The sequence below is a fragment of the Streptomyces sp. NPDC030245 genome (assembly GCF_055572995.1).
Genome location: NZ_JBVICF010000002.1, coordinates 724126 through 750912 on the forward strand (window position 1 = coordinate 724126; position 26787 = coordinate 750912).

The following is a 26787-nucleotide window of genomic DNA, read 5'->3' on the forward strand; positions in this document are numbered from 1 at the left end:
CTGGCGGATGTGACGGACGACGAACGGCGGACGGGCCGGCGCCTGGAGCAGGCCATCCTGGACCTGCTCGAACGACGCGACCCGTCCGCGACGATCTGCCCCTCCGACGCCGCACGGGCGGTGTACGGAGGGGACGACGACGGCTGGCGCGCCCTGATGGAACCGGCGCGCCGCGCCGCCCGCCGACTGGTCACGGCCGGCGAGGTGGAGATCACCCAGGGCGGCCGGCCCGTGGATCCGGCGGACGCGCGCGGCCCGATCCGGATCCGCCGACTCCGCTGACCGTGTGCTCGGGTGACCGCGTGCTCAGGCGGTGGTGCGGAAGGGCCCGGTGACCTCGTAGGTGATGCCGCCGGACGAGCTGCCGGACGTACCGCGCTGGCTGGAGAAGTAGAGCCGCTTGCCGTCGGGCGAGAAGGCCGGGCCGGTGATCTCTGAGCCGGACTGGCCGTTGATCCGCAGGAAGGGCGCCACGATCTCGGCGGGCGTGATGACGCAGATCTCCATGTTGCCGCCGTCCTCGGCGACGAACAGGTCTCCGGACGAGCTGCCGGTGACGTTGTCCACACCGGTCAGGGGCGGGGTGCCGTTGGTGACGAGGCTGTCGTCGTAGGCGAGTTCGTAGGTGCTGTCGCGCAGGTTGAGCCGCCAGACGCGATTGTCGCCCTTGGTGGTGAACCAGACGGTGTCGGAGGCATAGTGGCAGCCCTCGCCGCCGTTGAAGATCTTGGCGCCGGAGACCTGGTCGCGGGTGTAGGTGGGCGAGCCGTCCGGGTCGGGCACGTCCCTCCAGGTGAAGGATCCGGTGCTGCTCGTCCCCGCGACAAGCACCTGGAGGGTCCCGGAGGAGAGGTCGCCCCAGGTGGTCGGCGTGAACCGGTAGAAGCAGCCGTCCGACTCGTCCTCGGTCAGGTAGATCACCTTGCGGACCGGGTCGGCGGCGGCGGCCTCGTGCTTGAACTGGCCCATCGCGCTCCGGCGGACGGCGGCCTTCGTGCCCCACGGGTCCGTCTCGTAGACATAGCCGCGGCTGACTTCCTCGCAGGACAGCCAGGTGTTCCACGGGGTGGCCCCACCGGCGCAGTTGTTGCGGGTGTTGGAGAGGACCCGGTAAGCACCCGTGACGGAACCGGACGAGTTGAACTTGACGGCGCTCGCCCCGCCCCCGGTGGCGAGCTCGGAGTTGGAGACGTAGATCCAGCCCGTGCCGTCGGCGAAACAGGCGCCGCCGTCGGGGGCGCCGTGCCAGGTGTACGAGGTGCCGGACACGGTCCGCCCCGAGCGGGCTATGACACGGCTGGTGAAGCCGGCCGGCAGCATGATGCCGTTGGCGTCGGCGGCCAGCAGACCGCCGTAGGGGCTGGTGCCGTTCTGGGCCGGGGCCGCGTAGGCGGCGCCGTGCATGAGGGTGCCACCGAAGACGGCGGCAGAGGTGCCGATCACGGCACCACGCAGGAAGTTGCGACGGTCCACAGATACTCCTACACCGGGAAACGAACGATGAGTTGGCGGGCGTCGCCGACTGGTCACAGGGACCGTAGGGGCCCCGGCCGTGCGGGGGCAGGGACGAGTGAGCCAACATTTCCCGGCGAAGGGGTGCGCGATCGCGGCGCGCAGGTCAGCGGCCCGGCACCGAGTGAACTGTGCGGAAACCCTTGCGACTTGAGCGACGCGCGGTGTTCACGGGGAGGAGGGCGGCTCGCCCTCTTCGCGCGGTTCGTCGGCGGTGTCCTCCACCGACCTCGACCTCGCGGGAGCCGCCGCCGCCCGCGTGTTGACGTAAGTGGTCAGCTGCCGCACCTGCCGTTCCAGGTTCTTGATCCGGTCCAGGATGTCCTCGGGAAGATTCGGCATCAGGTGCCCTCCATGCTGTCGGCGCCTTCGACGCCTTCGAGGAAGAGTTCCGCGGTTTCGGCGCGGCCCCGCTCGGGGGCGTTGACCTTGACTCCGATGACGCGGTACGTCGCGTCGAGCCCCTCGCTGAACCACACGTCGTGAATGCGCAGCCGCACGGTCGTGCCGAGGAGCGACGGCGTGGTGTCCGCGTCGAGGCGGACACGGACGGCGGGGATCACCACCGGCCCGCCCAGCGCGGCGAGTTCGGCGCGGGCCAGCGAGTCGAGTGTGGCCTTGGCGGTGACGTTGCTGTGGTCGGACGTGGTGTCCAGGCGCGGGAAGCCGGCGCCGATCAGCGCGTGCGCCACGTGTTCGTCCGAGATGACGGGGCGGTCCGCGCCTTCGGGGGTGCCCCCGCGGGCGCGCGCGGTGGTGCCGCCGCGGGTGGCGTCGCGGGGGAAGGAGTACGTGAGGATGTCGCCCGGCAGGTCCAGGACCGTGGTGCCCTCGCCGACATGGATGCGCGGGACGCCGAACAGCAGCCGCTGGGCGCGGTGACCGGTCGCCGGGTCCCGGTACACACTCACCAGATACTCGAACCCCGGCTCCATCGTGGCCAGTTGAGCGATCGCCTCCTCCACCGTCGTCTCGTCGCCGTCGAGGTACGTCACGGTGCGCCGTGTGCCCGGCGGCGCGGGTGCGAAGCCGACGCCGATGTCGCCGCCGGGCACGCTCTGGATGTGCTCCCACAGGCCGCGCACGATGGCGACGTCCTCGGTGTCGGTGTACGTGAGGTTCCGCCGGATGCGGCGGTGGGCGGCGTACGAGTCGAAGGTGGCGGCCTGGAGCGCGACGGTCACCATGCCCTGCTCGTCCGTGGCCGAGGTGAGGGTCCAGACGATGCCGCCCCAGCACACCTGGTCGCCGCGTTCGAGGTAGACGGCGGTACGGCCCTCCAGGAGCTCCCTGACCCGCCGCGCCATCCGCCGGTTGGACACCGGCAGGGTGGCGCTGAGCGAGCCCGGCTTGCCGATGTAGTCGTCGAACTCCAGGCCCTGGAGCGGCAGTACGTCGATGGGGGTGCCCGTACACAGGTCGGTGAAGTACGCGAGATAGGGGCTGTCCATGGGTCAGGCGACCGGGTCGATACGGATGAAGCGGCTGTCGTACCAGGTCTTGGGGGACCCGGCCTTGTGGGCGGCGGACGCGAGGTACTTGACGCCCGGGGTGAGGCGTCCCAGCGGGAAGTTGGTGAACACGGAGGCCGAGCCCGCCCCGGTGTAGACGGCGGCGATGTCGTCGGAGGCGGTGACGAGGAGCGCGCCGCCCGCCGACGGCCGGACGTTCACCGAGAAGAAGCCGCCGCCTCCGCCCTCGCCCGCGATGCGCGCCCCGACCGATATGTGCACCCAGGTCGACGACGGCGCGGTGAACTCGGCGGTGAGCGGGCCCGCGTCGGTGAGGGTCTCGGTGTACGCCGTGGAAGCGGTGTGCCCGAGGGCCGAGCTGCGCTTGAGCATGGCGTCGGGGATGTACTGCTGCCACTGGCTGCCGTCCCAGCGCTCCAGACGCCCGCCCGCGTCCCGGTACTGCCCCGCGTAGGTGCCCTGGGCGCCGTGTCCGCCCCCGGCGGGCAGGATGCCGCCGAGCGCCGCGGTGTAGCGGCGCCGGTCGGCGACCGCCGTCGCCCAGGTGATGCCCCGCGTGGCCGAGGCGCCCGCGCCGACCGACACCTCGTACAGCAGCTCGGCGCTCTTCGGCAGCGCGGGCGGCACCGGCGCGCTCGCGGGAGTTCCCTGCACGATCTCCAGGACGGCCTCGTAGCGCCCCGAGGCGTCGTAGTCCGCGTCGTACACCCGCACCACGAGCGCGTCGATGCGCGGCAGGGTGGCGTGCCCGTCGGCGAAGGTGAGCTGCGTGTCGGCGTCCACGGTGACGGGGTAGCCGCCCTGGGCCGCCGCGGAGCCACCGGGCACCCACAGCCTGCCGGGCGAGAGCCGGGCCTGCATGCTGGTGGCGGCGCTGCCGGTCAGCTGGAGTCCGCCCACGGCGCAGCCGCCGCGGGCGGTCAGCGGGCCGGAGGACGCCATCCCGAGGCTCATGGCGAGCCGGGTGTCCTCCCGGGTCTGTCCGGTGGGCAGATGCCATGCGGAACGTGTCGTCATGGAACTCTCCAAAGTCGCCGGGGTCGGCGGTCGGTGGGGTGGGCGCCGTCGCGCGCTCCGGACACGGGCCGAACCCCGCGGTACGGCTTCACCGTCCTGCGGCACGGCCTCACCGTCCCCTGGTGTGGCCGTGCCATCCCTCGGTACGGCCTCACCATTCGGCCGACCGCCAGGCGACGGTGGCCGACGCCGACGCCGCGTCGCCGGACTCGGCCCGGAAGGACAGCCGGGAGGCGCCGGGGGCCAGGGTGAACAGCTCCTCGGGGACGCTGCCGACGACCGCGGTGTGGCGGCGCGAGGCCGTCCCGTTGAACAGCACGGAGCCCTCGGCGGTGTCGACCTCCAGCACGTCGCCGCGCAGCAGGGACACGTCGTACTCCAGCCAGGTGCCGCTGTCGTGGTTGGCGAGGCGCGGACCGGCGCACGGCCCGGTGAAGGTGATCAGCGGGTGGGCGGGGGCGCTGCCCGCGTTCTCCGCCGTGGCCTCGCCGACGGACCCCGGGGTGCCCCAGTTCAAGGGCCACGTCAACGGCCAGGTCAGGCCCGGCTCCCGGCGCGGCAGACCGATCTCGACCCGGCGCGCGACGCTCTCGTACCGGCGTGGGTCCATGGCCTTCCACTGGAGCGTCACCTTGGCCAGGCGGGAGGCGAGGAACTGCCGGTCCGTGGGGACGACGCGCTGGGTGACGCGCGCCTTCACGGCCAGCGTCTCGCCGTACAGCCGCACCGCGAGCCACTCCTCCTCGTCCCGTATCCCGGTGGCGGAGCGCAGCGTACGCAGGGCGGCCAGGGCCGCTTCGGGGCCGCCGTCCGGGTCCGGGGCGAGCCACAGCTGAGCGGTGACGGTGCGGGGCTGGGCCCACTGGGTGCCCGGCCAGCCGCCGTGCCCCGCCGGCCGGTTCGCGTCGGACGACTCGATGCCCGGCAGCTCCTCCCAGCCGGTGAGGCCCTCGGCCGCCACCCAGTAGGCGGTGCCGGGACCGATCAGGAGATCCGCCCACTGCACCTGCCCGTCCCTGTCGATCAGCGCCCCGGGCCCGGCATCGGCGCCCCCCACCCCACCGGACGCGCCGAATCCGTTCCGCACCCTCGCCGCCCCCGCGTTCATCCGCTCACCACGCCCCCCTTGGTCTGCCGCACGGCTTCAGCCCCGGGCCTTCATCAGAAACATCAGATCCTCGGCGGTCTGCCGGGCGCTGCCGCCGCGCGCCTCGTAGTAGTTCTCGATCACCACACCGCTGCCGCGCTGCTGCGGCCCCAGCGCACGGGGCTGCCCCGCACCCGGCCGTGGCCCCCGCCCGAGCAGCGCCTCCAGCCTGTTCAACGGCAGCACGGCCTCGGCCTGCCCCGCCTCGCCGAGCAGCGCGAGCGTGCCCCCGGCGCGGGGCAGCACGACGCCGCCCTGAGCGAGCGTCGGGATCCTCGGCAGATTGACGCCGAAGGTCTTGCCGCCGACGCCCGGCACCCAGCCCGGGATGGACACCTTCACCTTGTTGAGCGCCCCGATCGCCGAGTTGACCAGGCCGATCACCGCGTTGATGGGCCCCTTCACGGCGCCGAGCACGCTGTTGAAGACGCCTTTCGTGAAGTTCGCCAGGCCGCTCCAGGCCCGGTGCAGACCGTCGCGTACGGCACGGAAGGCGGCCGGGATGCGTTCGCGGAGGAAGTTCAGCGCCGGTCTGATCACCGCGAGGACCGCGCGGATCACGGTCGTGATGATGGTCTTGTAGATCGTGAAGTACGTCTTCACGACGGTCCAGATCACCCTCAACACGACCTGGAAGGCGACCTTGATGGCGTTCCAGGTGGCCTGCACGACCTGCCGCGCCGCCCGCATCGTCGTGCCGATCACCTGCCCGATGATCCGGAACGCCGTCCGCACGATGCGCTGCACGGTCTTGGACTGCATCGCCATGTCGATGAGCTTGGTGATCAGCGGGAGCAGCAGCGCCATGACGGCACCGAAGACGTTCGCCTTCATGGCGGTGTTCAGGCCGCGCTGCGCGGTGGTGACACCCTGGAGGCCCGACTTCATCCGCCCCATCAGCCCGCCGCCGCGCGTGGCCGACTTCCCGGCTCCGTCCATGGCCCGGTCGGCCTGCCGGACGCTGCGGGCGGCGGCGTCCGCCTGCGTCTTGACCCCGCGCAAGGAACTCGCCGTCCGGTCGAGCCCGCTCTTGATCCGGCTGACGGCCCGGTCCGCCTGCTGCACACCCGCCCGCAGCCTGCCGACCCCGGACTCGGCCTGCCCCGCACCGGTCCGCAGACCACGGAATCCGGAGGCGGAGCGGTTGAGGGCTTGTACGAGTGACATGGGGTGTCTCCTAGCGGTGTCCCGGTGCCCTTGCGGGTGGTGTCAGCTCAATGCGCGGGCGAGTCCGTCGACCCGACGTTCCAGTTCCCGAAGGGCACGCGCGGTCTGCTGGATGTTGCCCACGTCCATGCGCTGTGCGGGCTGCGGCCCACGTCCGGCGGGGGTGCGCGGCGCGGCACGCTGCCGCCGCAGTGCGGCCTCCGCTTTGCGTACGCCGTCTCGCGCCGTGCGCAGCGCCCGGTCGGCCGTCGACTTGACTTCGACGACCGTCTGCCGGTCCTGGCGGGCTCTCATCGTGCTCTGGGTGAGGGATCTGCGGAGCAGAGTGACGCGGTTCTTGAGATCGGCGATCTGGCGGCCGACCTGTTGTTCCAGCGCGTTGATGGACTGTCTGAGGTCTTCGGGCCGCATGCGTGCGGCAGCGAGCCGGTTCTGCTCCTGGCGCTGCTCGCGTTCCTCGCGCATCCGCTCCAGGTCGAAGAGGGAACGCTCGGCGTTGAAGAGCTTGAAGCCGGCGGAGGCGCCGGTGAGCTCGGCCTTGGCCCACGTGGCCGAGGCCTCCAGCCCTTTGACCGACCCGGTCAAGGCCGTGACCTCGGCCTTGAGCCCGTTGACTTCGGCATTGACGCCGGTGAGGCTCGTCTTGCGCCAGTCGTCCTCGAACTTGCCCAGCCATCCCTTGAGCCACTGCGGTACATCTGTCTCGGACATGGTCCCTCTCCAGGCGCGGGGTCAGCCGAAGAAGCGGGCCAGCTCGGTTGCGCTGGGTCCCGCGGAAGACGGTGAATCGTCGGGCTGGGCACCGGGCCGGGGCACCGGCTGCGGTGCCTCCGGCGCCGGCGCGTCCTCGTCCCGGTTCACCGAGGCGAACATCCAGTTGGTGATGGCCAGATGGTCGACCACGGCGGCGAGCAGATGATCCGTCAAGGACCACTGCGCCTCCTCCCCCTCGTGCGCGAGCCGGAACGCGCTCTCCCGCGGCAGATGCCGGACGAGCACGGCGAGCCGCCGCGACGACAGCTCGCCGCGGTACCAGCCGAGCAGGTCGACGCCGTAGTGACGCAGCAGATCCGCCTCCAGCGCCTCGGCATGCTCCTCCACGAGCGCGCCGAGGCTCAGCCTTCCCCCACGCTCAGCCCTGTCGCCTCGCCGTAGGCGTTCAGTACGGCGGCCACGTCCTGGACGCTGACCTCGTGCTCGGCGAACCGCTTGTACTGCTCCTCGCCGAGCAACAGGGCGAGCAGCCCGTCCAGGTCGTTGTCGTCGAGGGAGGAGAGGGTCTGGGCGGAGCGGCGCGGAATCTCGGTGGGCAGCGAGAACATCTCCCCGTCCACCTCGAACTCCCACTTGAGCCCCAGCGATTCGAGCCGCTGGGCGCGTGCGGCATTGACATTGAAAGGCGCGGACATGGGGCTCCTGGGTCGACGAGTAATGGACTGGCCGGTCGTGCGACCGCAACCGCTACTTCGCGAACGCGGGGTCGTTCATCAGCCAGGTCGCGAGCGGTGCGGCGTTGTCCACCGCGAGGGCGGTGAAGGTGATGCCGAGCTTGACCGAGGCGGTACGGGTGAGCTGGAGCTCCTCGGTCTCGGTGACCTGGCCACGCGCGATGACGAAGCGATACTTGATATTGCTGCCGTCCGCGAACTCCACACCGAGCATCCGCTCGTCGTTCCTGGGCTCGGACGCCACCTGGTACGTGTAGAGCTTGGACCCCTCCGCGGTCTCCTTGACCACGTCGCCGCCGAAGAAGAACGGCAGAGTGTCCTCATTGAGCTGAAGCAGCGCGAACTTCACGGTGAGGTCGCGGTCGGAGTACACGAAACGGGCCGGACTGACCGACTGCCAGGTGTCCACCGGGTCGATCTTGTCCTTCTTGTTGAACCGGATGCCGTCGGTGCTGGTGTAGCCCAGGTCACGCCAGGGCGCGGCCCAGTTCCCGGTCACATCGGCGGGCACCGTCGTACCGATCGGGGCGGTGAGGATACGCCCCGTGCCGGCGACGCGGATCTCGTTCGGGTTCATTCCGGGCATGCGGACTCCTTCGAACTGTCAGGGCGCGCCGGCTCGCACACGACGTGGCTCCGTCAGGCCGGGCGGATCGAGAGCCGGGTGGTGGACAGATAACGACTGGCTGCCTGCCGGTTGAAGTCGGGCAGCCACCGCGGCCCGTCCGCCTCGACGACATCGGTGACACGGGCACCGCCGTACGTGGTGCTGCGCACGGTCAGCAGCGCCGTACGTGCCGCGGTGGCCACCGTGTGCGCGGTCGGCTTGTCGGGACCGTAGACCTCCAGGTCGATCAGGGGCTGGTCGAGGTGCTGGTCATCAACCCAGGCCCCACCCGCCCGCGACACCAGCACGACCTTCTGGGTCCCGTCGAAACCCGGCGGCGTGCGGTTGTCGACAATGACTCCGGCCAGCTCGGGGCGGCTCTTGAGATGCTCGACGACAAGGCGTTCCACATCCGGGAACACGATGGGCGGATCACTCACGCGCAACTCCTTGCGTGGTCCGGGACGCTCATTGTGGCCCGCGTGGGGGGTGGGTGCAATGTGCCTGCAAGCCAATGCGGGGACTGTGTAGGTGAACGTGACGCTCCGTCAATTGGGGTGTTATACAGGCAAGTTGAGGAGCGACAGCCTCCGCATGCGCGAGCCAGAGGCAAAGGGCTACAGGCAGCAGGTCGTGCGCCGTGGCGCGTTCAAGTGCACGCACACCGTCTGGCCCCACGAGGATGCCTGGGACGCAGGGGCTCGCTCTCACAGCGCGCCTCAGGCCCGCGGCTTCTTCTACACCGGCAGAAACGGGCTCGGTGCCCCGTGCCAGGAAATACGCAGAACGTCGCGTGCACGGGTGGCAGCGACGAAGAGCTGGTTGCGGCTCTTCTTCAGTTCACGTTCGTAACGCTTGGGGTCCTTCTTCTCGTACTGCTCAACGACCGTGGTGCGCGGCAGGACGCCGTCGCTCGCTCCGACCACGGCGAGCTTCTGGTACTCGAGTCCCTTGAAGCGGTGCATGGTTCCGATGTGGACCTCACCGCCGCCCTGCGGGCCGTCCTTGGTGAGGGTGGCGGTGGTGATGCCATGCTTCATCTCCAGGTCGGCGGCGACCCGTCCGGCCATGTCGCCGTCAGCGACGCAGACCGCCATGGTGCCGCTGGGGTCGCGCACGGTGCCGTCCTCGGTGGGCCGGACAATTTCCTCGCGCCAGCTCTTCAGCGCCGCGGCGAGCTGGGTGATCTCGTCGTCCCAGTCGGCGCAGGCAACCAGTTCGGGGTCGGGGCCGCGCAACAGGGAGTGGTAGCCGTCCAGGTTGTCAGTGCCGTCGTCGAGATCGTCGTACGTGGCGTCGCCGACGACTCTGGCGGCCTTTTCGAGGATCTCCTGGGTCGTGCGGTAGCTGAGGGTCAGCTTCGACGCACGGCCGCGAATGTTGATGCCGACGGTGGACAAGGTGACTTGGCGGTCATAGATGCGCTGGTGGGTGTCGCCCGCGATGAACAGGTCGTCGGGCCCCTGAGCCACCATCGCGCGCAGCATCTTCCAGTGGGCCGGGCTGAGGTCTTGAGCCTCGTCGACGACGATGTGCCGGTAGCGGTGGCGCAGATAGCGCATGCCCGAGCTCTTGGCATCCAGGTGAATCAGATCGCCACCACCGATCTCTTCCTTGCGCTCGGCACGGATCTGGATCTTGCGGGCGCGTTCCATTTCATAGCGTGCCGCACGCTCGGCGGCCTGGGCCCACGTCTCGCGGCTGATGCCGTTCAAACGCAGAGTGAGCTGGTCGAGGATCTTCCAGATGGCGGCGCGTTCGGGGCGGCTCAGCGCCCTTCCCATGCCGGCCCGGCGGGCTTTGAAGTAGTCCTGGCGGGTGGCGAGGGACTGGCCGAGGACGATCTGTTCCCACTCGTCGAGGAGGAATTCGGCGTCCCAGCGCTTCTCGTCGTACTCGAAGAGGATCTCGCGCAGGACTTGCAGGGCCTTGTCGTCGGTGGTGAGGGAACGCTGGGAGCCGGGGGCGGTGTTCTCGTTGAGGACGCCCTGCGCGAGCTGGTCGATGTGCTTGATGTCGACGCGTTCCAGCAACTCGGGCCCCACCAGGGAGGTGAGGCGCGAGCGCAGGTCAGCGGTGAGGTTCTTGGTGTAGGTGGTGAGCAGGATCGGCTTGCCGTGGCCGGGAGGGAGCTGAGACGCGAGGCGCGCCACGCGGTGCAGCGCGACGATGGTCTTGCCCGTACCCGGCCCGCCGCTGACGCGCGCGGGACCGTTGTAGTGCTTCTCGACGGCCTTGCGCTGGGTGGGGTGGAGATAGACCTTCCAGGCGCGAAAGTCGCCTTCGGCCAGTACGTTGCGAATGTCGTCGTCGACGGTGGTGACCGCGGTGCGGGACAGAGCCGCGGCCATGTCGTCCTCGAAGCCGGGCTCGAGTTCGGCGGAGGCCGGCCGGGTGATCTCGTCCTCGACCTCCTGGATGTCCATGCCGGAGCCGAGTCCAGTGAGGACCTCCGCGGTCAGCCGCGGGGCGCCGGCGATCAGCTGATCGAGCTCTTCCTCGGTAGTCACCGTGAGCGCGAGGTCGACGAGGGCTTCTGCCACGCCGAGGCGGCGCAGATCCTCGGCGGTGCAGCCGCCGATCACCGGGCGTGCGGCCGCGGCGGAAGCGCGCGTGGGTACGGTCGTGTCGTCGTCCGGGACCGAGGCACCCGGCTGGGCCGCCGAGCCCGAAGCCGAGGGCGGCGCGACCGGCGCAACAGGCAGCGGAGCCGCAGGCGCGGGCGCGACGTCATGGGCGGGCGCTGCCTCTGCGTCGTCCGCGGCCGGTGTCAGCTGGAGTCCCGCGCGCCTCAGCACGCTCTGGCCGACCACGCCGAGATCGACGAACTCGATCTCACCGGTGACCCGGTTGATCGCGACGGACAGCTCTTCGTAGACGTCCCTACGGTGCCGGACGGCCACCACGAGCCACTGCTGTACACCGTCGGCACCGACCCCGGCACGGGCCAGAAGCGCCCGGTACTTGGGGTTGATCCTGGCCCGGTAGATGCGGCCGTCACCCTTGAGTGGCTTGAGGTCGAGACTCGGGTGTTCGGGGTTGTGCCGGAAGAGATGGCAGAAGTCGTAGAACTTCGTCTTGACCGACGAGTCCATCTTGTAGAGCTCGTTCTCGGCCTTCTGATAGAGGCTCAGGCGGGCAGTCATCGTGCGGCACTCTGTTCGTCGGAGTCGGGCAGTGCGGCGAGAAGCGCGTCGAGGTCGGCGAGCCACTCCTCGGCGGTGCGGACGGTGTATCCCGCGTCGCGGTAGGCAGCCCAGGTCTTGACGCTCTCCTCGTCCTCTTCGTCGTACAAGTCGGCCATAACGGCGAGCTTGCGCTCGGCGTCGGGCCAGGCGAAGTCGGCGAGCCAGCCACGTTCACCGAGCTCGTAGCCGTACGCGGGGGCCTTCTTTCCTCGGTCGGCGAGGAGGTGCGCAAGGCGGGTGAGCGGGGCGTCGGGATCGTCCTCGTCGAGGAGTGCGAGGATCTCCCGGTCCCAGAGCAGATCGCGCAGGGTCGCCTCGACGCCCGAGCCACCCGCGGGTTCGCGAGCGACCAGGCCGGCTGCCGCCGTCGCGCTGCCGTGGCGCATGACGAGGGTTTCGAGTTCGCCGACGCCGCCGAGCGCCTTGAGTACGGACAGGTCGAAATCGCCGGCCGCGGAGGTGGTGAGCTGAACGCCGTCGCCGCCGTCGTACGCGAGGAATTGCAGGATGTTGGACCACTGGAGCCAGGCGTGCCAGCGGCCCTTGTGCTCCGGCGTGCCGAGCTGGGTCGGGTCGGTGTCGTCGAGGCACGCCAGGGCCGTGAAGCGCTGGGTCGCGCCGTCGACGAGGAGTGCGACTGGGAGGCCGGATGCGTCGCACGCCTGGAAGAGGTTGAGGGCGCCGTGGCCCGTGACGGGTGAGGGGTCGATGCCACCGGTGTCACCCCAGGCCCGAAGCACCAGGCCCAGCCGCTCACCCGCCTGCTCGGAGGTGCCGTTGCCGACGAGCAGTTCCTTGTCGCCCCCTAAGAGGCCTCCCACCACGGCGGTCGCCCTCTTGCCCCAGACCGCGTTGTCCGGCCCGCGCAGGTAGGCGAGCAGCATGCTCATCGGGTCGGTGAAGGCGGTGTCGGCGAGGTCGTCCCCGCCGCCGTACAACTGCCTGGCGACATCGCGAGCGCCGTGCGTGTACGGCGGCCACACGACCTCGGCGGCCTCCCGCGCGGCCGCACCCGCACCTGAGGCCTTCTGCTCGAAGGCATCGAGGTCGTCCCACGTCAGCTGGAACACGATCCGGCCGTCTGCACGCAGCCGGTTGCGCTTGTCCGCATCGCCCGCGAGTCGGTTGTGCTTGCGTGTCGCGTGGTAGCGGTGCCCGTCCAGATACACCGTGATCTTCTGCTTGGGCCCATCGGTGCGTTCGAAGGTGAAATCGGTACGCGTGAAGCCTTCGTTGCGCTGGGCGGTGAGCCGCCAGCCATGTACCGTGCCTGCCTCGTCCAGGCGCAGGTATCCACTGTTGTCGCCGCTCTCGTCGAGGACAGTGTCATCGCGCTTGGCGGCCCAGCCGCGCAGGGCCGTGAGGAACCGGGCCTCAAGGTCGGACTCGACCTGTCCGTCCAGGCCGATCTGGTCGGTGCTGCCGACCTGTTCAGTGTCCCAGGCGTCGGTGTCGGTGCCCAGGAGCTCGTCGAGGATTTCCAGAGCGGCCGGGCGCGAGACATGCTCGGCGTGCCGGTCCTCGGCGTAACGCAGCATGCATCGGTGGCATGCCGGCCTGCTTTCGTCGTTACAGGGGCAGTTGACCAGAATGGTGCGGGCGTCCTCGAGGACCTGCCGGAAGTCGGCCGGGTCGGTGAGCCGATCGAGGTAGCCGGTGCCGTGCGGCAGCTTGTCGTACAGCACCAGGAAGTTGCGTTTCTCGCCGGTGGCCTGGTCGGGCATGGAGGCGAGCGTGGTGTCCAGGTGTTGTGGGTCTCCGCCGAAGGCGCGGTCCACGCCGAGGCGCAGGGCCGCCTGGAAGGAGTGGATCTTCTCCTCGACCAGAACGGTCGCGGCAGGCAGCAGGATGCGCAGTGCCTCCGTCTCCAGCTCGTGCGCGAGCAGGACCTGTTCCTGCGGGACGCCCTTCTTGCCGCGTCGTACCGGGCACCAAGGGGTGTGGTGCTTGACGTCGCTCTGGCGGTTGGCGGAATTGTCGACGGCGTCCCGGTCGTCGTCGAAGACCGGCCGCCCGTCCGCGCTGGCGGCCCCGCAGGAGGTGCACACCTGGAACGGCGCGATACGTACGCTCTGGCCCGCGAGTTGGTCGTTCTCCTGCGCACCGATGCGCAGCGGCCCGGTGTTGACCTTGCGGATCACGGCTCTGCGGGTGTAGTCGACGCCGAAGATCTCACGCCTGTGCCGCCAGGACTTTCCTGCCACGAAGTGCTCGGGAGCGATGTCCACCGTGTCGATGATGGTGTAGTGACGCCGGTCGCGGTCGTCGCTCTCGTCGCCGATCCGCGCGTCGTCGCGCTTGGCGCGCGCGGTGACGACGGTGGGCCGCACGATCTGCCACAGACTGCCGGAGTCGGCGATGCCGTCGTCGCCGCAGCGCGGGCAGGGTGCGATGTCGCTCTCGGCGTGCTCGGTGCGCACGTACCCGCAGGAGGGGCAGAACCGCCAGGTACGCCAGTCCTGTTCCTTGCCGGTGACGATGTCGATGCCGGTGACGCGGTGCTTGTAGCCCTCGGCGTAGAAGGTGTTCCCGGGGGCGAGTTCGGACAGCGCGTAAGCGCGCGGCCGCTCGTAGGAGTACGTCTTCGACTTGTAGCGCGGCTTCTGGTCGGTCGGCGTTGGTTCGGGCCAGTAGACGGTGGCGTCCAGGATCGTCGTGGCGTCGCTCAGCGCGTAGTTCGGCAACAACCCCAGGTCGCACAGCACGGTCTGGGAGGGCTGCCGCTGCCGAGCCCCACCCGCCTTGGACAGGGCGTGCCACTCAGCCTCCAACTCGGCCTTCGTGCGCTCCTGCTCCTCGTCGCCGTCCTTCAGCTCGTCCATCGCCGCCCGGATGGTGCGGATGCGGTTGCGCAGCTTGTCGTTCTCGCGCTCCCACTCCCGCTCGGCCTTCTCCACTGCGCTGCGGATGCCGCGCGTCGCGTACCGCTCGAGCTCCTCGGCGGCGGTCCGGCTCACCCCGGTCGGGAAGAGCGCCAGGAAACCTGTGACGAGTTCCTCTCCATGCGCGAGGGCGGCATCGGTGAAGTCGGCGAGGTAACCGGAGGGCCCGAACAGCTCGTCCACCCTGCGTGACAGCGCGGCCAGTGGCTTGCCGTCCTCTCGTGCCAGCCGTCCGCGCGCCGCCAGGTCGAGCAGATGCGCGGTGTACTGGCGGCGCAGGATTTCGATCGCCGAGAGGTACGAGCCGGGCGGCACGATCAGCCCGTCGATCATCTCGCGCGGCTGCTCCAGGAAGTACTGGTCACGCCGCGAACGGTCCGGGATCGTCAGCAGGAACGCATTGCCCGTACGCCGCCCCGCGCGCCCCGCCTGCTGCGCGTAATTCGCCGGACGGCGCGGCAGCGCGCCGAGCACCACGGCGGACAGGTCGCCGATGTCGATGCCCATCTCCAGCGTGGGCGTGCAGGACAGCACGTTCGGGTCGTTGAACCCCTCCCCGTTGCGGAAGGCTTCCTCGACGCGTTCGCGCCGGGCCCGGGAGAGCAGACCGGTGTGCTCGGCGGTGATGACCTGATAGGTACCGGCCCGCCGATACAGGCTTCGGTAGTAGTCCTCCCGGTAGTCACGATCCCGGTCGTGCCGGTCCACGGTCTCCCGCCACCGGTCCCCGGCGATGAGCCGTCCGGTCGAGCAGCGGTACGCCGGGCAGGGCTGCTGGTGGTACTGGTCGAGCAACGTGGGGTGCACGGTCTGCTCCCAGAAGCACTTGGGGCAGCGCACGTAGGCCTCGTTGACCTCCTGGTCGGCGAGCAGTTGCAGCCGCAGCGCACCAGGCTGGAGCCCGTACAGGCGGGCCGTCGTGTCGCGCGGCGTACGCGCCGAGAGAAGGCCTGCGTCGGCGAGGCGGGGCAGAAGACGGACCCAGAAGTCGTCGGCTTGCTCGCGGGTCATGTCCAGGCAACGCTGCGCCCACGTCTGGAACCAGGACAGGCGCCCGGCCGCGAAGTCGAACTCGCTCTTCTCCTTGGGCCGGGCAAGCAGGAACGTCGGTGCCGAGACACCACTCGGGAAGGCCTTCATACCGCGCGGCCGGCCGCCCCAGATGTAGAAGCGGCTGGTTCCCGCCTCGTCCAGGAATTTCGCCAACCACCGGTGCCCGACCGCACCTCGCGTGCGCAGCCGCTCCAACGTCCCGCGCAGAAACCCGAGGTAGCGCGCGTCGTCGTGCTCGGTGATCTGAAGCCCGCGCTGCACGGCCTCTTCATGCGCGGTACGCGCGAGGGCAATGGCCGCCTGCGTGTCGGGGATGTCCACCCAGGCGGCGGCGGTACGGGTCAGCTCCAGGGTGCGCCCGTTGCGGGAGCGGTGGCCGAACTCCATCACCGCCTCGAACGCGAAACGCTCCCCGATGAGATCCCACGTGCGTTTGTCTCCGCCGCGCCCCGTGCCCGAGAGCAGCCGGACCACGCCCGCGTCGTCGTGCAGGTCGGGCGGTACGACGGCGGCGAGCGTCTCACGGTCGGTGGTGGCCTCGACGACGTCGGCGACCAGGTCGTTGAGCGCACTGGGCCGCTGCTCGGACAGGTGCTTGGCGAACAGCGCACGCAGGGAGAAAGTGTACGAGCGCGAGGCGACGAACCCGGCCCGGTGCGCGGCGTCCTGCACCGAGTCGTTGAACATCAGCGTCTTCGTCTCACGCTGTGCCTTGTCCATCTCCCCGCCGGTGAACAACTGGGTGACGGATGCGGCGGCGAGAGCGGCCGAGCCAGTACCGAGGAAGCGGATCGCGTTGTGGGTGCCGCAGGCCGGGCACCAGTCGTCCTTGGCGGCCCGCTCCGCGGTGTCGCCGAGGAGGACGAGCACGAAGGCCGAATCGGCGGTCGCGGGGCGCGGGTTGCCGTCGGCGTCGTAGTCCTCGATCGGGTCGGGCAGGCGAAGACGGCCCGCCACACCGTCGAGGATCATGAGGACCCCGGCACCACCAGTGGTCAGCGTCTTCTGCGCCGCGCGGTCGATCTTCGCCCGGCCGTTGCCCTCGCGGGCCTCGTTGTCGGTGGCCGCGACCAGCGTGCGCACCTTGGCCTTGTCGGCCGTCACGGAGGCCCGGCGGATCTTGTGGGGCTTGAGGGTCAGCTCCTCCATGTCCGACTCGGGCGCGAGGACGGACCACCCGGAACGCCCGCACTCCCGGCAGTACACGGCAGGTAGGAACAGGTCGGTGTCACGGGAGGTCGTGGTGTTCGGCGTGGCCCGTGACGGCTTCGGCGCCCCATCACCGTCCCACGCGAACTCGGCTCGTGGCCACGGCAGGACACCCCGCAGCATGCGCGTCACAGACCGCGCCCATTGATGAAGCTCCACTTGCACAAGGGGACGCGAGAGGCCCGCGGGCGCGTCCGGATCGCGCGCCACGGACAGCAGGGCCACGAACCGGGCGAGCGCGAGTGCGGCGAGATGCGGGCGGGTGGTGATCGCCTCTTCCCAGCGTTTCGCACCACTGCGGCGCATCACATCGAGGATTTCGTCGTACGTACGGACGGTCCCGTCGAAGGCTGTGAGAACGGCATGCGTAAGCCGGTTGCGCTTGAGGGCGCGCCCGAGTTCGACCGGGTCGGTGATGCGGACGCCGGTGACGGCCTCGGCGAGTGCGGCGAGCGCGTCGGGGCCGGACGCCGGATCGGGCAGGGCTGTGATCGCCCCGGGGAATGGGACCTCGCCCGGTAGGAACTTCGCGTCGGGGATGAAAGCGCCCACGGTCTGCCGGTCCTCGCCGACGATCGCGTCCACGGTGAAGGCGGTGCCGAAGATGTTCGTGGCCACGGTGAGCAGGTCGTGTACGCCGTCGGTGTCGGTTCCGGAGGCAAGGGTCGCGGAAGTGGCAACGGGTGTGATCCTGCCCAGCGGCAGACCGGGTTGGGTGGCCCCGACGGCGGAGGCGAGCCGCCGCAGGAGCATGGCGACGTCAGTGCCCTGCGCGCCGTCGTAGGTGTGGAACTCGTCCACGACGACATACCGGATGTCGCAGTCCTGCCAGAGCGGCGCATCGGCGGCACGCTGGAGGAGCAGGTCGAGCATCTTGTAGTTGGTGATCAGGATGTCCGGCGGGGACAGCTGCATGTCCTGGCGGCGGGTATAGACCCGGTCGTACTCCGTCGCCGCCTTGTCACCGATGTACAGGCCGGCACGGACGCGGGAGAGCGCTTCGTACTCGGTCAGCAGCTCGTTGATACGGCCCGCCTGGTCAGTGGCCAAGGCGTTCATGGGGTAGAGGAAGACAGCCTTGACGCCGTTACGACCTGCGGCGCGCTCACGGGCGCAGTGGTCGAGGACGGGGTAGAGGAAGGACTCCGTCTTGCCGGAGCCGGTGCCTGTGGTGACGAGAGTGGGCTCGGGGGTGTGCCCATTGCGTGTGGTGAGGCGTGCGAAGGCGCGGGCCTGGTGCGCGTACGGCGTCCAGCCGTCGGTACGGCGCCAGTCCAGGTGCTCCTGCCAGCCGTCGTCGGCGCGGGTGAAGGGCGTCCGAAGGCGGAGGTACGGCCCCCGGAACATCCCGGCCGTCTCGTCCCCGAGAAACGCGTGCAATGCCTTGCGTACACCCTCGTCGGCCAGCCCGTACGTGGTGGACAGGTACTGAAGCAGACTCTCTTTCAACCCCTGTGCTTCGAGCGTCGGCCTCACGGCTTCGGAACCTCCATCTTGATGGGGTCCCACAGACCCTTGGCGGTGGCCTCGTCAAGGCGCTGGGTGAAGTAGGCATGGGCCTCACGCATTTCGCGCTCGCGGTTGGCCTTGTAGAAGGGGGCGGTGTAGCCGTCGGGGACGGGGGCGGACTCGGAGAGCGGGGTGGCAGGGTCGGCGGGGAGCACACCTGCGGGAGACGGCTCACCGACTGCTTCACGGTAGGCCTCGAATTGAGTCCAGGTCTCCTTGGTCTGACGCTGACCGATGGTTCGGGCGTTGCTCGCCAGCTTCCACCCCTCGGCGTCGAACCAGCTTGCCGCCTCGTACTTCTGGAGCACGGGGAATCTCCCCTTGTACGCGGCGATCAGGGCGTCCGCATCCATGCCGAGCCAGACCGCGACCAGGGCGTCGATCTCAACGAGTGCGGCGCGGCGGGCGTACTCGGTGCGCAAGGGGGTGTCGCGCTGCCAGGTCGGCGTCACGGCGTGGAGATCTGTGTCCATGCTTGGCCAGTTGAGCGCCCACGGTTCGTACGCAGACCAGGTTGGGTCGTAGAGCTCCTGCCAGAGGTCAGCGTAGGCGGTGGTGAGGCAGTTCAGGCGGAGGGTGCGGAGGAGGAGGGCGGGGGCGAGGGGGTGACCAGCGTTAATGGTCGGAGCTGGCATCGCCCGAGCACTCCGGCCGAGCAAGTCGCTGCGTCCTGTGATGCGAAGAAAGTAGTCAGACGGAAGCGACGACCAAAAACCGGCCACAAGTGTCGTATGCCGATCAGTGCTCATTGCCATGGAGTTCACAACGTGCACATGCGCAGCGCCAGGCGGAATCAGAGCAGCGAAGAGAGCTCGCTCAGTGTTTGGAGCGATCATCCTTCGCCAGGCAACGCGCCGGAACGCCGTGTAAGGCCTCCTCGCCCGCGCCGAGAGTAGCGCATCCACCTTCTCCGGATCGGCCTCCTCCGAGGCCACCCCCATTGTCTCCGCAACCTGAACCCGCGCACGCGCCACAGCCTTGTCGCTCGCCCGAAGCCGTTCGAGCGTCCCGTGGTCGATCCACCGGTCCTGCGCCTTGAGGTACTCCTGCGTACGTCCCGGAACCCGCACGTACTCCGTGTCCGGTACGAAGTCCGAAGGCAGCGAGACCAGGTCGGCGCCGAAGGGCGCGTTGGAGTTGGCGTCATGCCGCTTGAAGACCGGCGTGGCGACACTGATCTGCGTGCCCTTAAGGATCACATGACGCCAGCGATCGGGTTCGTACGGCCCGCCCGTCTTCGGGTCCGGACGGTTGTAGTCGATCAGGCGGTCCTTCTTGGCGCCGCTCTCGTCATAGCCGCGCGTGATCTGCGGCTGGAAATCTGCGAGACGCAGCGGATAGTTCGCCAGGGCCTCAATAGCGGACGCTTCAGCCGTGCTCACCGGAAACAACAGCCGTGCTTCCTCCACCAGACCCGTGTCACCGAAGAGCCGCTGCCAAACCGTCAGCAGCTCCCTGTTGACGTGCACGACGCGCGTCCTGTGCGGGCGCTCGTCGAACTCCCCGTTCTGGTAACGAATTCCCGGAGCGTCTCCCGAACCGTCGTGGTTCTCCGACAAGCGCAGGGCGTCGGTCGAGACAAGCCAGGACAGGTGGCGGAAGTCGATCTCCTGAGGGGGACCGTAGACATTCACGCCGAAGTGCGTCGAGTGGCCCACGGGGAGAGGGAAGAACCGCTGACCGGCGTTCACGAAATCCCCGTGGATCCGCAGCCGCCGATACGCCGCCCCCCGCAGCGCGCCCTCCTTGTCCCCGGTGAAGTGCGTGTCCGAGTGCAGGAACCCCGTCGTACCGCGAACCGAAGCGTGGTCCCATACCTGGCACATGAAGGCTCGATAAAGATCGGGCTGCGTGCCTTCCAGTAGCGGATACACCTGCGGCGCCCCGTAGAACGCGACCTGTCCGACGTTGTCCGTGATCTCGCCCAGCACGTACGCGGCCACAGCCGACGTCTTCAGCAGCTCATCGCGGCGCTCCACCTTCACCGACGTGGAGGCGCGCTCCTCCAGCTCGAACCACGGCTCGTGCTCCGCCAGTACCAGGGACTCGTTCCAACGCGGCCGCACCCACGGCGGATTTCCCACCTGAAGGTCGAAGCCACCCGCGTCACTCGCGAACACGCCCGCGAAGTCCAGCTCCCAGTGCAGGAAACCTTGCTCCTTCGCGATGTCGCGCACGACGCGCATCCATGGGTAGCGACTCTCGACCGCCTTTCGGGCATCGTCCATGTCCATCTCGGGCTGAGTCTGGATCAGGTCCTCAAGGTCCTTCAGCTCCTCGAGGGATTCGACGGACGACACGATGGTGTCCTGCTCCACATCCTTGGTGCCGAGCATGGATTCGAGGAAGTCGAGCCAGTCATCGAGGCCGGCCAGCGGCACGATGTCGCGGCGTCGGGTCGGGGCTCCGCGCTTCTTGGCCCCAGCCGCAGTGATCCGCTTTTTCTTGATCTCTTGCTTCTCGAACAGGTCTCCGTCACTTGCATTTTCGTCGAAGGACATCTGATCGCCTTCGAGGGCGAACAGCAGCCCGTTCTCGACGAAACGCGGTTCGGGTTCCTCCTGTGGCGCCGTTCCGACCTCGCCGACGACTCCGGCCGACAGCAGAGCGTCCATGGACACGACCGGAGTCGTCTCGTACTCCCCGTCCGTTCCATCCAGCAGCCCGACCTTGTCCAACGGCCAGAACCACAGCGCGCACCACGCGTCCATGACGTGTTTGAGGCGCCAGTACGGCGAACCCTCCGCCTCGAACAGGTCGCTGAAGACCTGTTCCTTGGTCAGTGGCAGATCGTTATCCCCAGCGCTTCCCTTGTCACGGCGCAAGAACGCATACTCCTCCGCGTCCTCCGCACGGTCCGCTCCCCACACCTCGATGGTCCGGGCGATCTCGCGCTCGCTGAGCTCCATGCGCTTGGCGACAAGCTCCCACAGGAATTCCACCCGTCGTGCGGCCGCTTGGAGCCGCCCGAGCTGGCCGCTCTTTCCACCCGTCGCCTTCGGCTTGCTCTGGAGACGTTTCTTCCACGCCTTCAGCCGGCGCACCTGCTCGTCCGCGAGTTGCTCCACCAGCTTCTTGGCGTCACCGCTCGCACCGGCGACCGCTCCCCACCCAGGGGTTGGCAGCAGGAACTGGTGCACCGCCCCTTCCGGAAGGGGCTGTTCTTCACCGGTGCCCTCTGCCCGGAACAGCAGCTTGTCGGGCGCCACCGCGCCGATCGTCCGCTCCTTCTTGATGCGGTCGGCCGTGTACACCCATCGCCGTGCCCCGACCAACGAGTTGCCGCGCCGCAGGTGCAGCCCGAACCACGGGGCACGCATGCCGGGGTGCATGGTGTTCAGCCACAGGGACACCTCGGCCAGCTCGACGCCGGTCGAGTTCAGGTCGATCCCGTACGCATTGTGCAGCGCGATGTACGCCTTGACCTTCTGCTTCGCGTCCAGCGCCTTCGACGTGTCCAGGCTGACGCCCAGCTCTTCCTGCCGCCGCTTCAGATACTCCTCGGCGACCTGGTTGATGGCCTCGTTGAGGAACGCGCCCGACCCGAGCGCCGGCTCGCAGATCGTGAATTTCAACAGGTCGCTCGCCCGCGTCTCGTCTGTGATGCGGTGCTTGAGCGCGAGCTCGACCGTGACCTCGGTCAAGGATTCGGGCGTGTAGTACGACGCGGACGTCTCGCGATCGCGTCCCGCCAGCCGGTAGACGAACCTGCCCTTGCCGTACTTCTTCGGACCGCGCAGACCGTACTGCTCGGCGTCCTGCGCGGAGTACACGACGTGCGTGTTCTCCGGGTAGTCGCTCAGCCGGTGTGCGGGGATGAGCCACGAGCCCTTCTCTGGGTCTCCGTATTGCTTGCCGCCGATCTTGTTGCCCGGCTTGGCGACCTCGGCGAGCTCCTCGTCCGCGATCCTGCCGGTGTAGGACATCAACCCCTCGTACACCGCACCGAGTTGGTTGATTCCTAGATTCCGGTACGAGATGAAGCCGCCCTGCCGGCCCTTCGCTCCCGCTTCCTTCATGGTGAGCAGGCGCAGTACCTGGTGCAGGGCCTCGTTGCGCAGCCGCAGGTCGAGCCACTGCGGCTGTGTCTCCTCGTCGCACTCGGGGTGGAGGACGTTGCGGCCGATGAGCGTGATGGCCTTCGGGTCGAAGAGTTCGCTGCGCAGCGCCTCGAAGCGCAGCCCGCGAAGCTCACTGCGCTCACCGGCGCCCAGGTGATCATCACGCTCGGTGCCGTGCGGACGGTGGCCGAAGTTGACCTTGTTGAAGAGGACGTCGAGCGACGCGTACAGGTGGAAGCCGCCCCGGGTCTCCTCCTCGACCAGCTTGCGCTCACGCGCCACCAGCTCCCTCAGCCGGGCGACCGAGTAGCCCGCCTCGTACGTCGCGTCGTCGGACGGCAGGATGCCGAGCTCAGGTCGGGCCTCGGCATACAGCAGGAAGAGGATGCGGTAGAGGTAGCGCAGTGACTCGCGGGTGAGCTGCTTGGCGAAGGGACCCTGCTGCGGGTCCTCGATGTCGATGGGCTCGACGCTTGCCTCGCGAAGGCGCTCCAGCACCTCGTTGGCGATGATTTCCACGGAGCGTTGCAGTCCCTTGCGCAGCTCGGAGTTGACACCGACGGCGTTGTCGCGAGACGCCTTGAGGAGGTCGTCGATGCGGCGGCCCTTGCCGTCCGCGCGCGGGGCGAGCATGTCGTGGGAGAAGAGCGCGGCGAGCAGTGCGAGCTCCCCGGACTTCGAGGTGTCGTTGCGGGCCAGGGCCGCGTCCAGGCTCGCGGCGATGTAGCGGCCTTCGGCCCAGGCCGTGCGGTCGGCGAGCACAAGGACTCCGCCGCACAGCAGGAGCACGATGCGCGGCGGCTCGCCGCCCGCCTCGTGCAGTTCGCTCTGGAACAGCCAGCCGGCCAGCTTCTCCCCTGCCTTGAGCGTGCCCTCGGCGGTCTTGAGCGGGTGCAGGACCGCCCCCGGCCCGTCGGCATCGAGGGCGTCGTCAAGGCTGCCGGTCCAGCCGCAGTCGAGGGCGACGATGCCATCACCGTGCCAGGCGACTTGGAGCTCGTGCTCCCTGCCGGCGTTGTGCACGGTGAGCGTTCGGCCGGTCGGCTCCCCGTACCCCAGGGCCGTGAGGACGTCCGTGTGCCAGGCGGCGATCCGCTCGGCCCACTCACCGTTGAGGTCCTCCCCCGCGCCCGCGAGTTGTGGCCGTATGGTGGCGGTGTACTCGCCGCGCAGCTTCGGCAGCAGTTCGCGCGGGGTGTGCCGGGAGTCGTGCGGGTCGGTCTCGCGGTTCGTCCAGAGACTGAACAGCCCCTCCTCACCCGCCTTGCTGCGTTTGAGGGTGTTCTCCAACTCCTCGCTGAAGTAGTGGGCTGCCAGGTATTCACCGCGGTTGGCGAAGGAGTCGTAGGTGTAGCTCATCGGGCGGACTCCTCGCGGTGCGCGGCCGGGTGAAGAGGTTCAAGTACACCGAGGACCCGCAGCATCGGGTCCCCCGCGGTACGCAGGCGTCGTACGAGATCACGACGCCGCTCGGCGGTCTCGGAAACCTCCTGCTTCTGCCTGCTGGTGCCGACCGCGAAGAGGGCGTCCTGTTCCCAGTCGCGCACCTTGTCCTCGTACGGGGCGAGGTATGCGTCGACCTGCCGGTCGTAGTCGGCGCGGCGCTCGCGCAGGTACGCCTCGGCCGCGTCGACGGCCGGGGATACCAGCGACTGCAGGAGTTCGGGCGCGACGGGCTTGTCACGGCCCGGCATCTCGGGGCCGACACCGCAGGCGGCCAAGAACACCGAGTCCATGCGCCACACGCGAGGGTTGTCTTCGGCGAGTCCTGTGACGGCCATCCATTCGACGACCGTCGGGCGGCCCGCCGCGTTGGAGTGAACGCCTTGGAGGAGGAAGACCGGCCCGGTCAGGGCGGCCGGAAGGCCGGGATCGATGATCGCGGCTTTGGCCAAGTCGGGCCGGTAGGCGAGGACGAACGCCTCGTCGTACTTGAGCTTCGCGAGGACCTTGTCCGTCACCCAGTCCAGGACGGGGTGGATGTCACTGACGTAGCTGACGTTGGGCCACTGCGAGGTGGGCTCGTCGCCCTTGCTCTGTTTGGCGTTGCGGGCCGCCTCCAAGCGCTGGGCGGCGTATTCCCTGTCGAAGGTGATCTTCAGGGTGCCGTCGTAGCGCGGTGTGGTGAGGATCTTCTCCTGTAACAGGTACGACTTGGGCAGCTCGCGGAATCGATACTGCAGGTCGTCGGGCGGCGTGAACTCGATGCGGCCGCCCGCAGTCTCCGGACGCCAGTTCAGAGCCTCACGCTCGGCCTCCGGATAGATCAGGTCCATCGCGGCGTGAAAGTAGGTCCGGGTGTCGGCGAAGACGTGCGGTACGTCGGCCTCGCGCACCGGGGACGTGACGCTGACCGCCTGAGCCACCGTGGGATCGCTGAGACGGGCGTTGGCATTGGCCAGGAGGTCGGCGAGCACGCCGCCGGCACTCTCCCGGGACTGCTTGATGGAACGGTCGACCGTGCCGCCCCTGATCAGATCGCGGGTGAGGCGATCTTCTTCCTTCTTGTCGTCGTACAGGCCAGTGATGGCCTCCGCGCTGCCCTCACCGCTCTCGATCTCGTGCGCCTGAGCCTCGCGGCGCAGCAGGCGGGTGCCGACGAGCCGGTCATCGAGGGTGAGCTGCTCGCCGGTCTCCTCGTCGCGCCGCCAAGGCACGTCGGCGGTGAGGGTGAGGGCGCGGAACTCGGGGCTGATGGCCTGCCCGTAGCGGTCGATGCGACCGTTGCGCTGCTCGATGCGGATCAAGGACCAGGGCAAATCGTAATGAATCAGGTCATGGCACTGGTGGTGCAGGTTGACACCCTCGGAGGCGATGTCGCCGGTGAAGAGCAGGCGTACGGGTTCGTCGGCACGGCCGAAGCGGTCGATGATCTCGCGCTGCTGTTGGTCGTTGGTCGTATCGCCGTGCATGACCTCGACGCTGCCACCATATGCCTTCCAGGGGCGGGACTCATCGGCGTCGGAGGCCTTCTGCCTGAAGCCGAGTCGGGCGGGTACCTCCTGGGCGAGCCAGGTCAAGGTGGCGATCCGCTCCGAGAAGACGACGACGCGTCGCTCGGAGCGCGGGCCGACGCCAAGGTCCTTCAGGGTGCGTAAGAGGGCGTCGAGTTTGGCGGAGTCGGCGTCGGTTAAGTCGGCGAGCAGAGCATCGAGCTCATTCAACGCGGTTCGTTCGATGGCAAGCGCGGCACGGCGTTCTTCGGAATCGAGATCTCGCTTGGGGTCGTCCAGGTAAGCGCGGCGGTTGGTGACAGACTTCTGCAGGGCCTTGTGCGAGGAAAGGAAGGCCTTGAGGAAGTTGTAGGCCACCAGCGGGTCGGCGCACACCGAGGACCGGCCCGTCTCGCCCGGCGTCCACTCGGCGGCGAGCTTCTCCAGGACGACAACCTCCTTGGGGGACGCCTGTGCCGGGACCGGGAGCGAGGGGCCGCGCTCGGCCCACGGCTTGTCCTTGAGACCGTCGCGCACCTCGCGATCGGTCTTCGTGCGCCGGATGTAGAGGTGGTCGAGGTCGGCGACCTTGTAGTTCTTCGGGTCGGCGATCGCGGCCGGGTCGAGCATGCCGATCAGTTCGGCGAAGGACTCCGCGTCGCCGTTGTGCGGGGTCGCGGAGGCCAGGATCAGCGCGTCGGTGCGCTCGGCCAGGCGGCGGGCGAGGCGGTTGTTGCGGGTGCCCTTGTTGACGAGGTTGTGCGACTCGTCGATGACCACCGCGTCCCAGGAGATGTTCTCCAGGTGGTGCGCGTACGTGGCCGACTTGAGCGTGTCGACGGAGACGATGACCCGCTTGAAGTGCGCGAAGGGATTCCGCCCGGCCGGGATCTCCTGCTGAATGCGCTGGATGCCGGTGGAGTCGAGCCGTACGAGGGGCAGCGAGAAGCGGGTCCACAGCTCGCGCTGGAACTGTTCGAGGACGTGCGCGGGGGTGATGACAAGGATGCGCTCGCCACGGCCTCGCCGGAGCAACTCGGCCAGGATGATGCCGATTTCAAGGGTCTTGCCGAGGCCCACCACGTCGGCGATCAGTAGGCGGGGCTGCGGGTTGTGCATGGAGAGCGCCAGCTCAGCGGGGCGCAGCTGGTGCTCCTGCCGGTCCATGAGGTGCGAGCCGGACAGCGCCAGACCGTGCTCGGTCTGCGGGAGAGCGGTCTTGCGGATGACCGCCTCCAGATAGAGGCGCGCCTTGACGTGCCTGGAGGTGTCATCGGGGACAAGCCGGGTGCGCCGCGGGTCGAGGACGTCGATCTGGTCGAGGCCCTCGTAGAACACCGCATCGGTGCCGCGTACGAACGGGGAAACCCCGCTGACCTCGAGCATCAACCCGTCGCGGGACTCATCGACGGACTTGACCAACCACTGCTCGTCACGAACGCGCACCTGTGCGCCGGGAGCGAACGCCGCCTTCGTGCCTCGCGAGGCCACTGGGGCGGCGTCGCGTATTTCGGGCATCTCTGGCTGCTTCGCCGTGGTCACGTACTACTCCTCTGAAGCTGTTCGTACGCGTCGGATATGA

Annotated in this window: 16 protein-coding genes; 1 reads left to right on the forward strand and 15 read right to left on the reverse strand. The window is 68.9% G+C overall.

Annotated elements, in window-relative coordinates; all coding sequences use genetic code 11:
• The first annotated feature begins 9 nt into the window (after positions 1-9).
• On the forward strand, positions 10-282 hold the full coding sequence (locus tag ACZ4Z4_RS07715; RefSeq protein WP_468323654.1) for a DUF3253 domain-containing protein: 273 nt from the start codon (positions 10-12) through the stop codon (positions 280-282).
• Between the two features lie 24 nt (positions 283-306).
• Here ACZ4Z4_RS07715 and ACZ4Z4_RS07720 read toward each other — a convergent pair whose 3' ends face one another.
• The 15 genes from ACZ4Z4_RS07720 to ACZ4Z4_RS07790 all read right to left on the reverse strand — a co-directional run bounded on the left by ACZ4Z4_RS07720 (position 307) and on the right by ACZ4Z4_RS07790 (position 26747).
• Positions 307-1473 carry an alkaline phosphatase PhoX gene (locus ACZ4Z4_RS07720; protein WP_468323657.1) on the reverse strand — a complete coding sequence of 389 codons (1167 nt, stop codon included), beginning with the start codon at positions 1471-1473 and terminating at the stop codon, positions 307-309.
• Between the two features lie 207 nt (positions 1474-1680).
• Positions 1681-1854, reverse strand: coding sequence for a hypothetical protein (locus ACZ4Z4_RS07725; protein WP_468323659.1), 174 nt, complete (start codon positions 1852-1854; stop codon positions 1681-1683).
• Positions 1854-2963 carry a hypothetical protein gene (locus ACZ4Z4_RS07730; protein ID WP_468323662.1) on the reverse strand — a complete coding sequence of 370 codons (1110 nt, stop codon included), beginning with the start codon at positions 2961-2963 and terminating at the stop codon, positions 1854-1856. Before ACZ4Z4_RS07730 ends, ACZ4Z4_RS07725 begins: the two co-directional genes overlap by 1 nt.
• A gap of 3 nt (positions 2964-2966) precedes the next feature.
• Positions 2967-4001: a hypothetical protein gene (locus ACZ4Z4_RS07735; protein WP_468323665.1), complete on the reverse strand. Its 1035-nt coding sequence runs from the start codon at positions 3999-4001 to the stop codon at positions 2967-2969.
• A 151-nt stretch (positions 4002-4152) separates the two neighbouring features.
• Positions 4153-5109, reverse strand: coding sequence for a phage distal tail protein (locus tag ACZ4Z4_RS07740; RefSeq protein WP_468323667.1), 957 nt, complete (start codon positions 5107-5109; stop codon positions 4153-4155).
• 36 nt (positions 5110-5145) lie between these two features.
• Positions 5146-6315: a phage tail family protein gene (locus tag ACZ4Z4_RS07745; RefSeq protein ID WP_468323669.1), complete on the reverse strand. Its 1170-nt coding sequence runs from the start codon at positions 6313-6315 to the stop codon at positions 5146-5148.
• Between the two features lie 42 nt (positions 6316-6357).
• A complete protein-coding gene (locus tag ACZ4Z4_RS07750; RefSeq protein ID WP_468323672.1) occupies positions 6358-7026 on the reverse strand; it encodes a hypothetical protein in 669 nt (222 codons plus the stop codon).
• Between the two features lie 21 nt (positions 7027-7047).
• Positions 7048-7416 (reverse strand): hypothetical protein, encoded by a 369-nt coding sequence (locus ACZ4Z4_RS07755; protein WP_468323675.1) that lies wholly within the window; start codon positions 7414-7416, stop codon positions 7048-7050.
• A gap of 14 nt (positions 7417-7430) precedes the next feature.
• The gene (locus ACZ4Z4_RS07760) at positions 7431-7724 is read right to left on the reverse strand and encodes a hypothetical protein (RefSeq protein WP_468323677.1); all 294 of its coding nucleotides are present in this window, start codon (positions 7722-7724) and stop codon (positions 7431-7433) included.
• A 52-nt stretch (positions 7725-7776) separates the two neighbouring features.
• Positions 7777-8349 (reverse strand): phage tail tube protein, encoded by a 573-nt coding sequence (locus ACZ4Z4_RS07765; protein ID WP_468323679.1) that lies wholly within the window; start codon positions 8347-8349, stop codon positions 7777-7779.
• A gap of 53 nt (positions 8350-8402) precedes the next feature.
• Positions 8403-8810, reverse strand: coding sequence for a hypothetical protein (locus ACZ4Z4_RS07770; RefSeq protein ID WP_468323681.1), 408 nt, complete (start codon positions 8808-8810; stop codon positions 8403-8405).
• Between the two features lie 297 nt (positions 8811-9107).
• Entirely contained in the window at positions 9108-11516 is a 2409-nt protein-coding gene (locus ACZ4Z4_RS07775) for a UvrD-helicase domain-containing protein (RefSeq protein WP_468323684.1), read from the reverse strand.
• Positions 11513-18151, reverse strand: coding sequence for a DEAD/DEAH box helicase (locus tag ACZ4Z4_RS07780; protein WP_468323686.1), 6639 nt, complete (start codon positions 18149-18151; stop codon positions 11513-11515). Before ACZ4Z4_RS07780 ends, ACZ4Z4_RS07775 begins: the two co-directional genes overlap by 4 nt.
• Before the next feature lie 23 nt (positions 18152-18174).
• Complete coding sequence (locus ACZ4Z4_RS07785; RefSeq protein ID WP_468323689.1) at positions 18175-23631, reverse strand: DNA methyltransferase family protein; 5457 nt, start codon at positions 23629-23631, stop codon at positions 18175-18177.
• Positions 23628-26747 (reverse strand): SNF2-related protein, encoded by a 3120-nt coding sequence (locus ACZ4Z4_RS07790; RefSeq protein WP_468323692.1) that lies wholly within the window; start codon positions 26745-26747, stop codon positions 23628-23630. Before ACZ4Z4_RS07790 ends, ACZ4Z4_RS07785 begins: the two co-directional genes overlap by 4 nt.
• Positions 26748-26787: the final 40 nt, after the last annotated feature.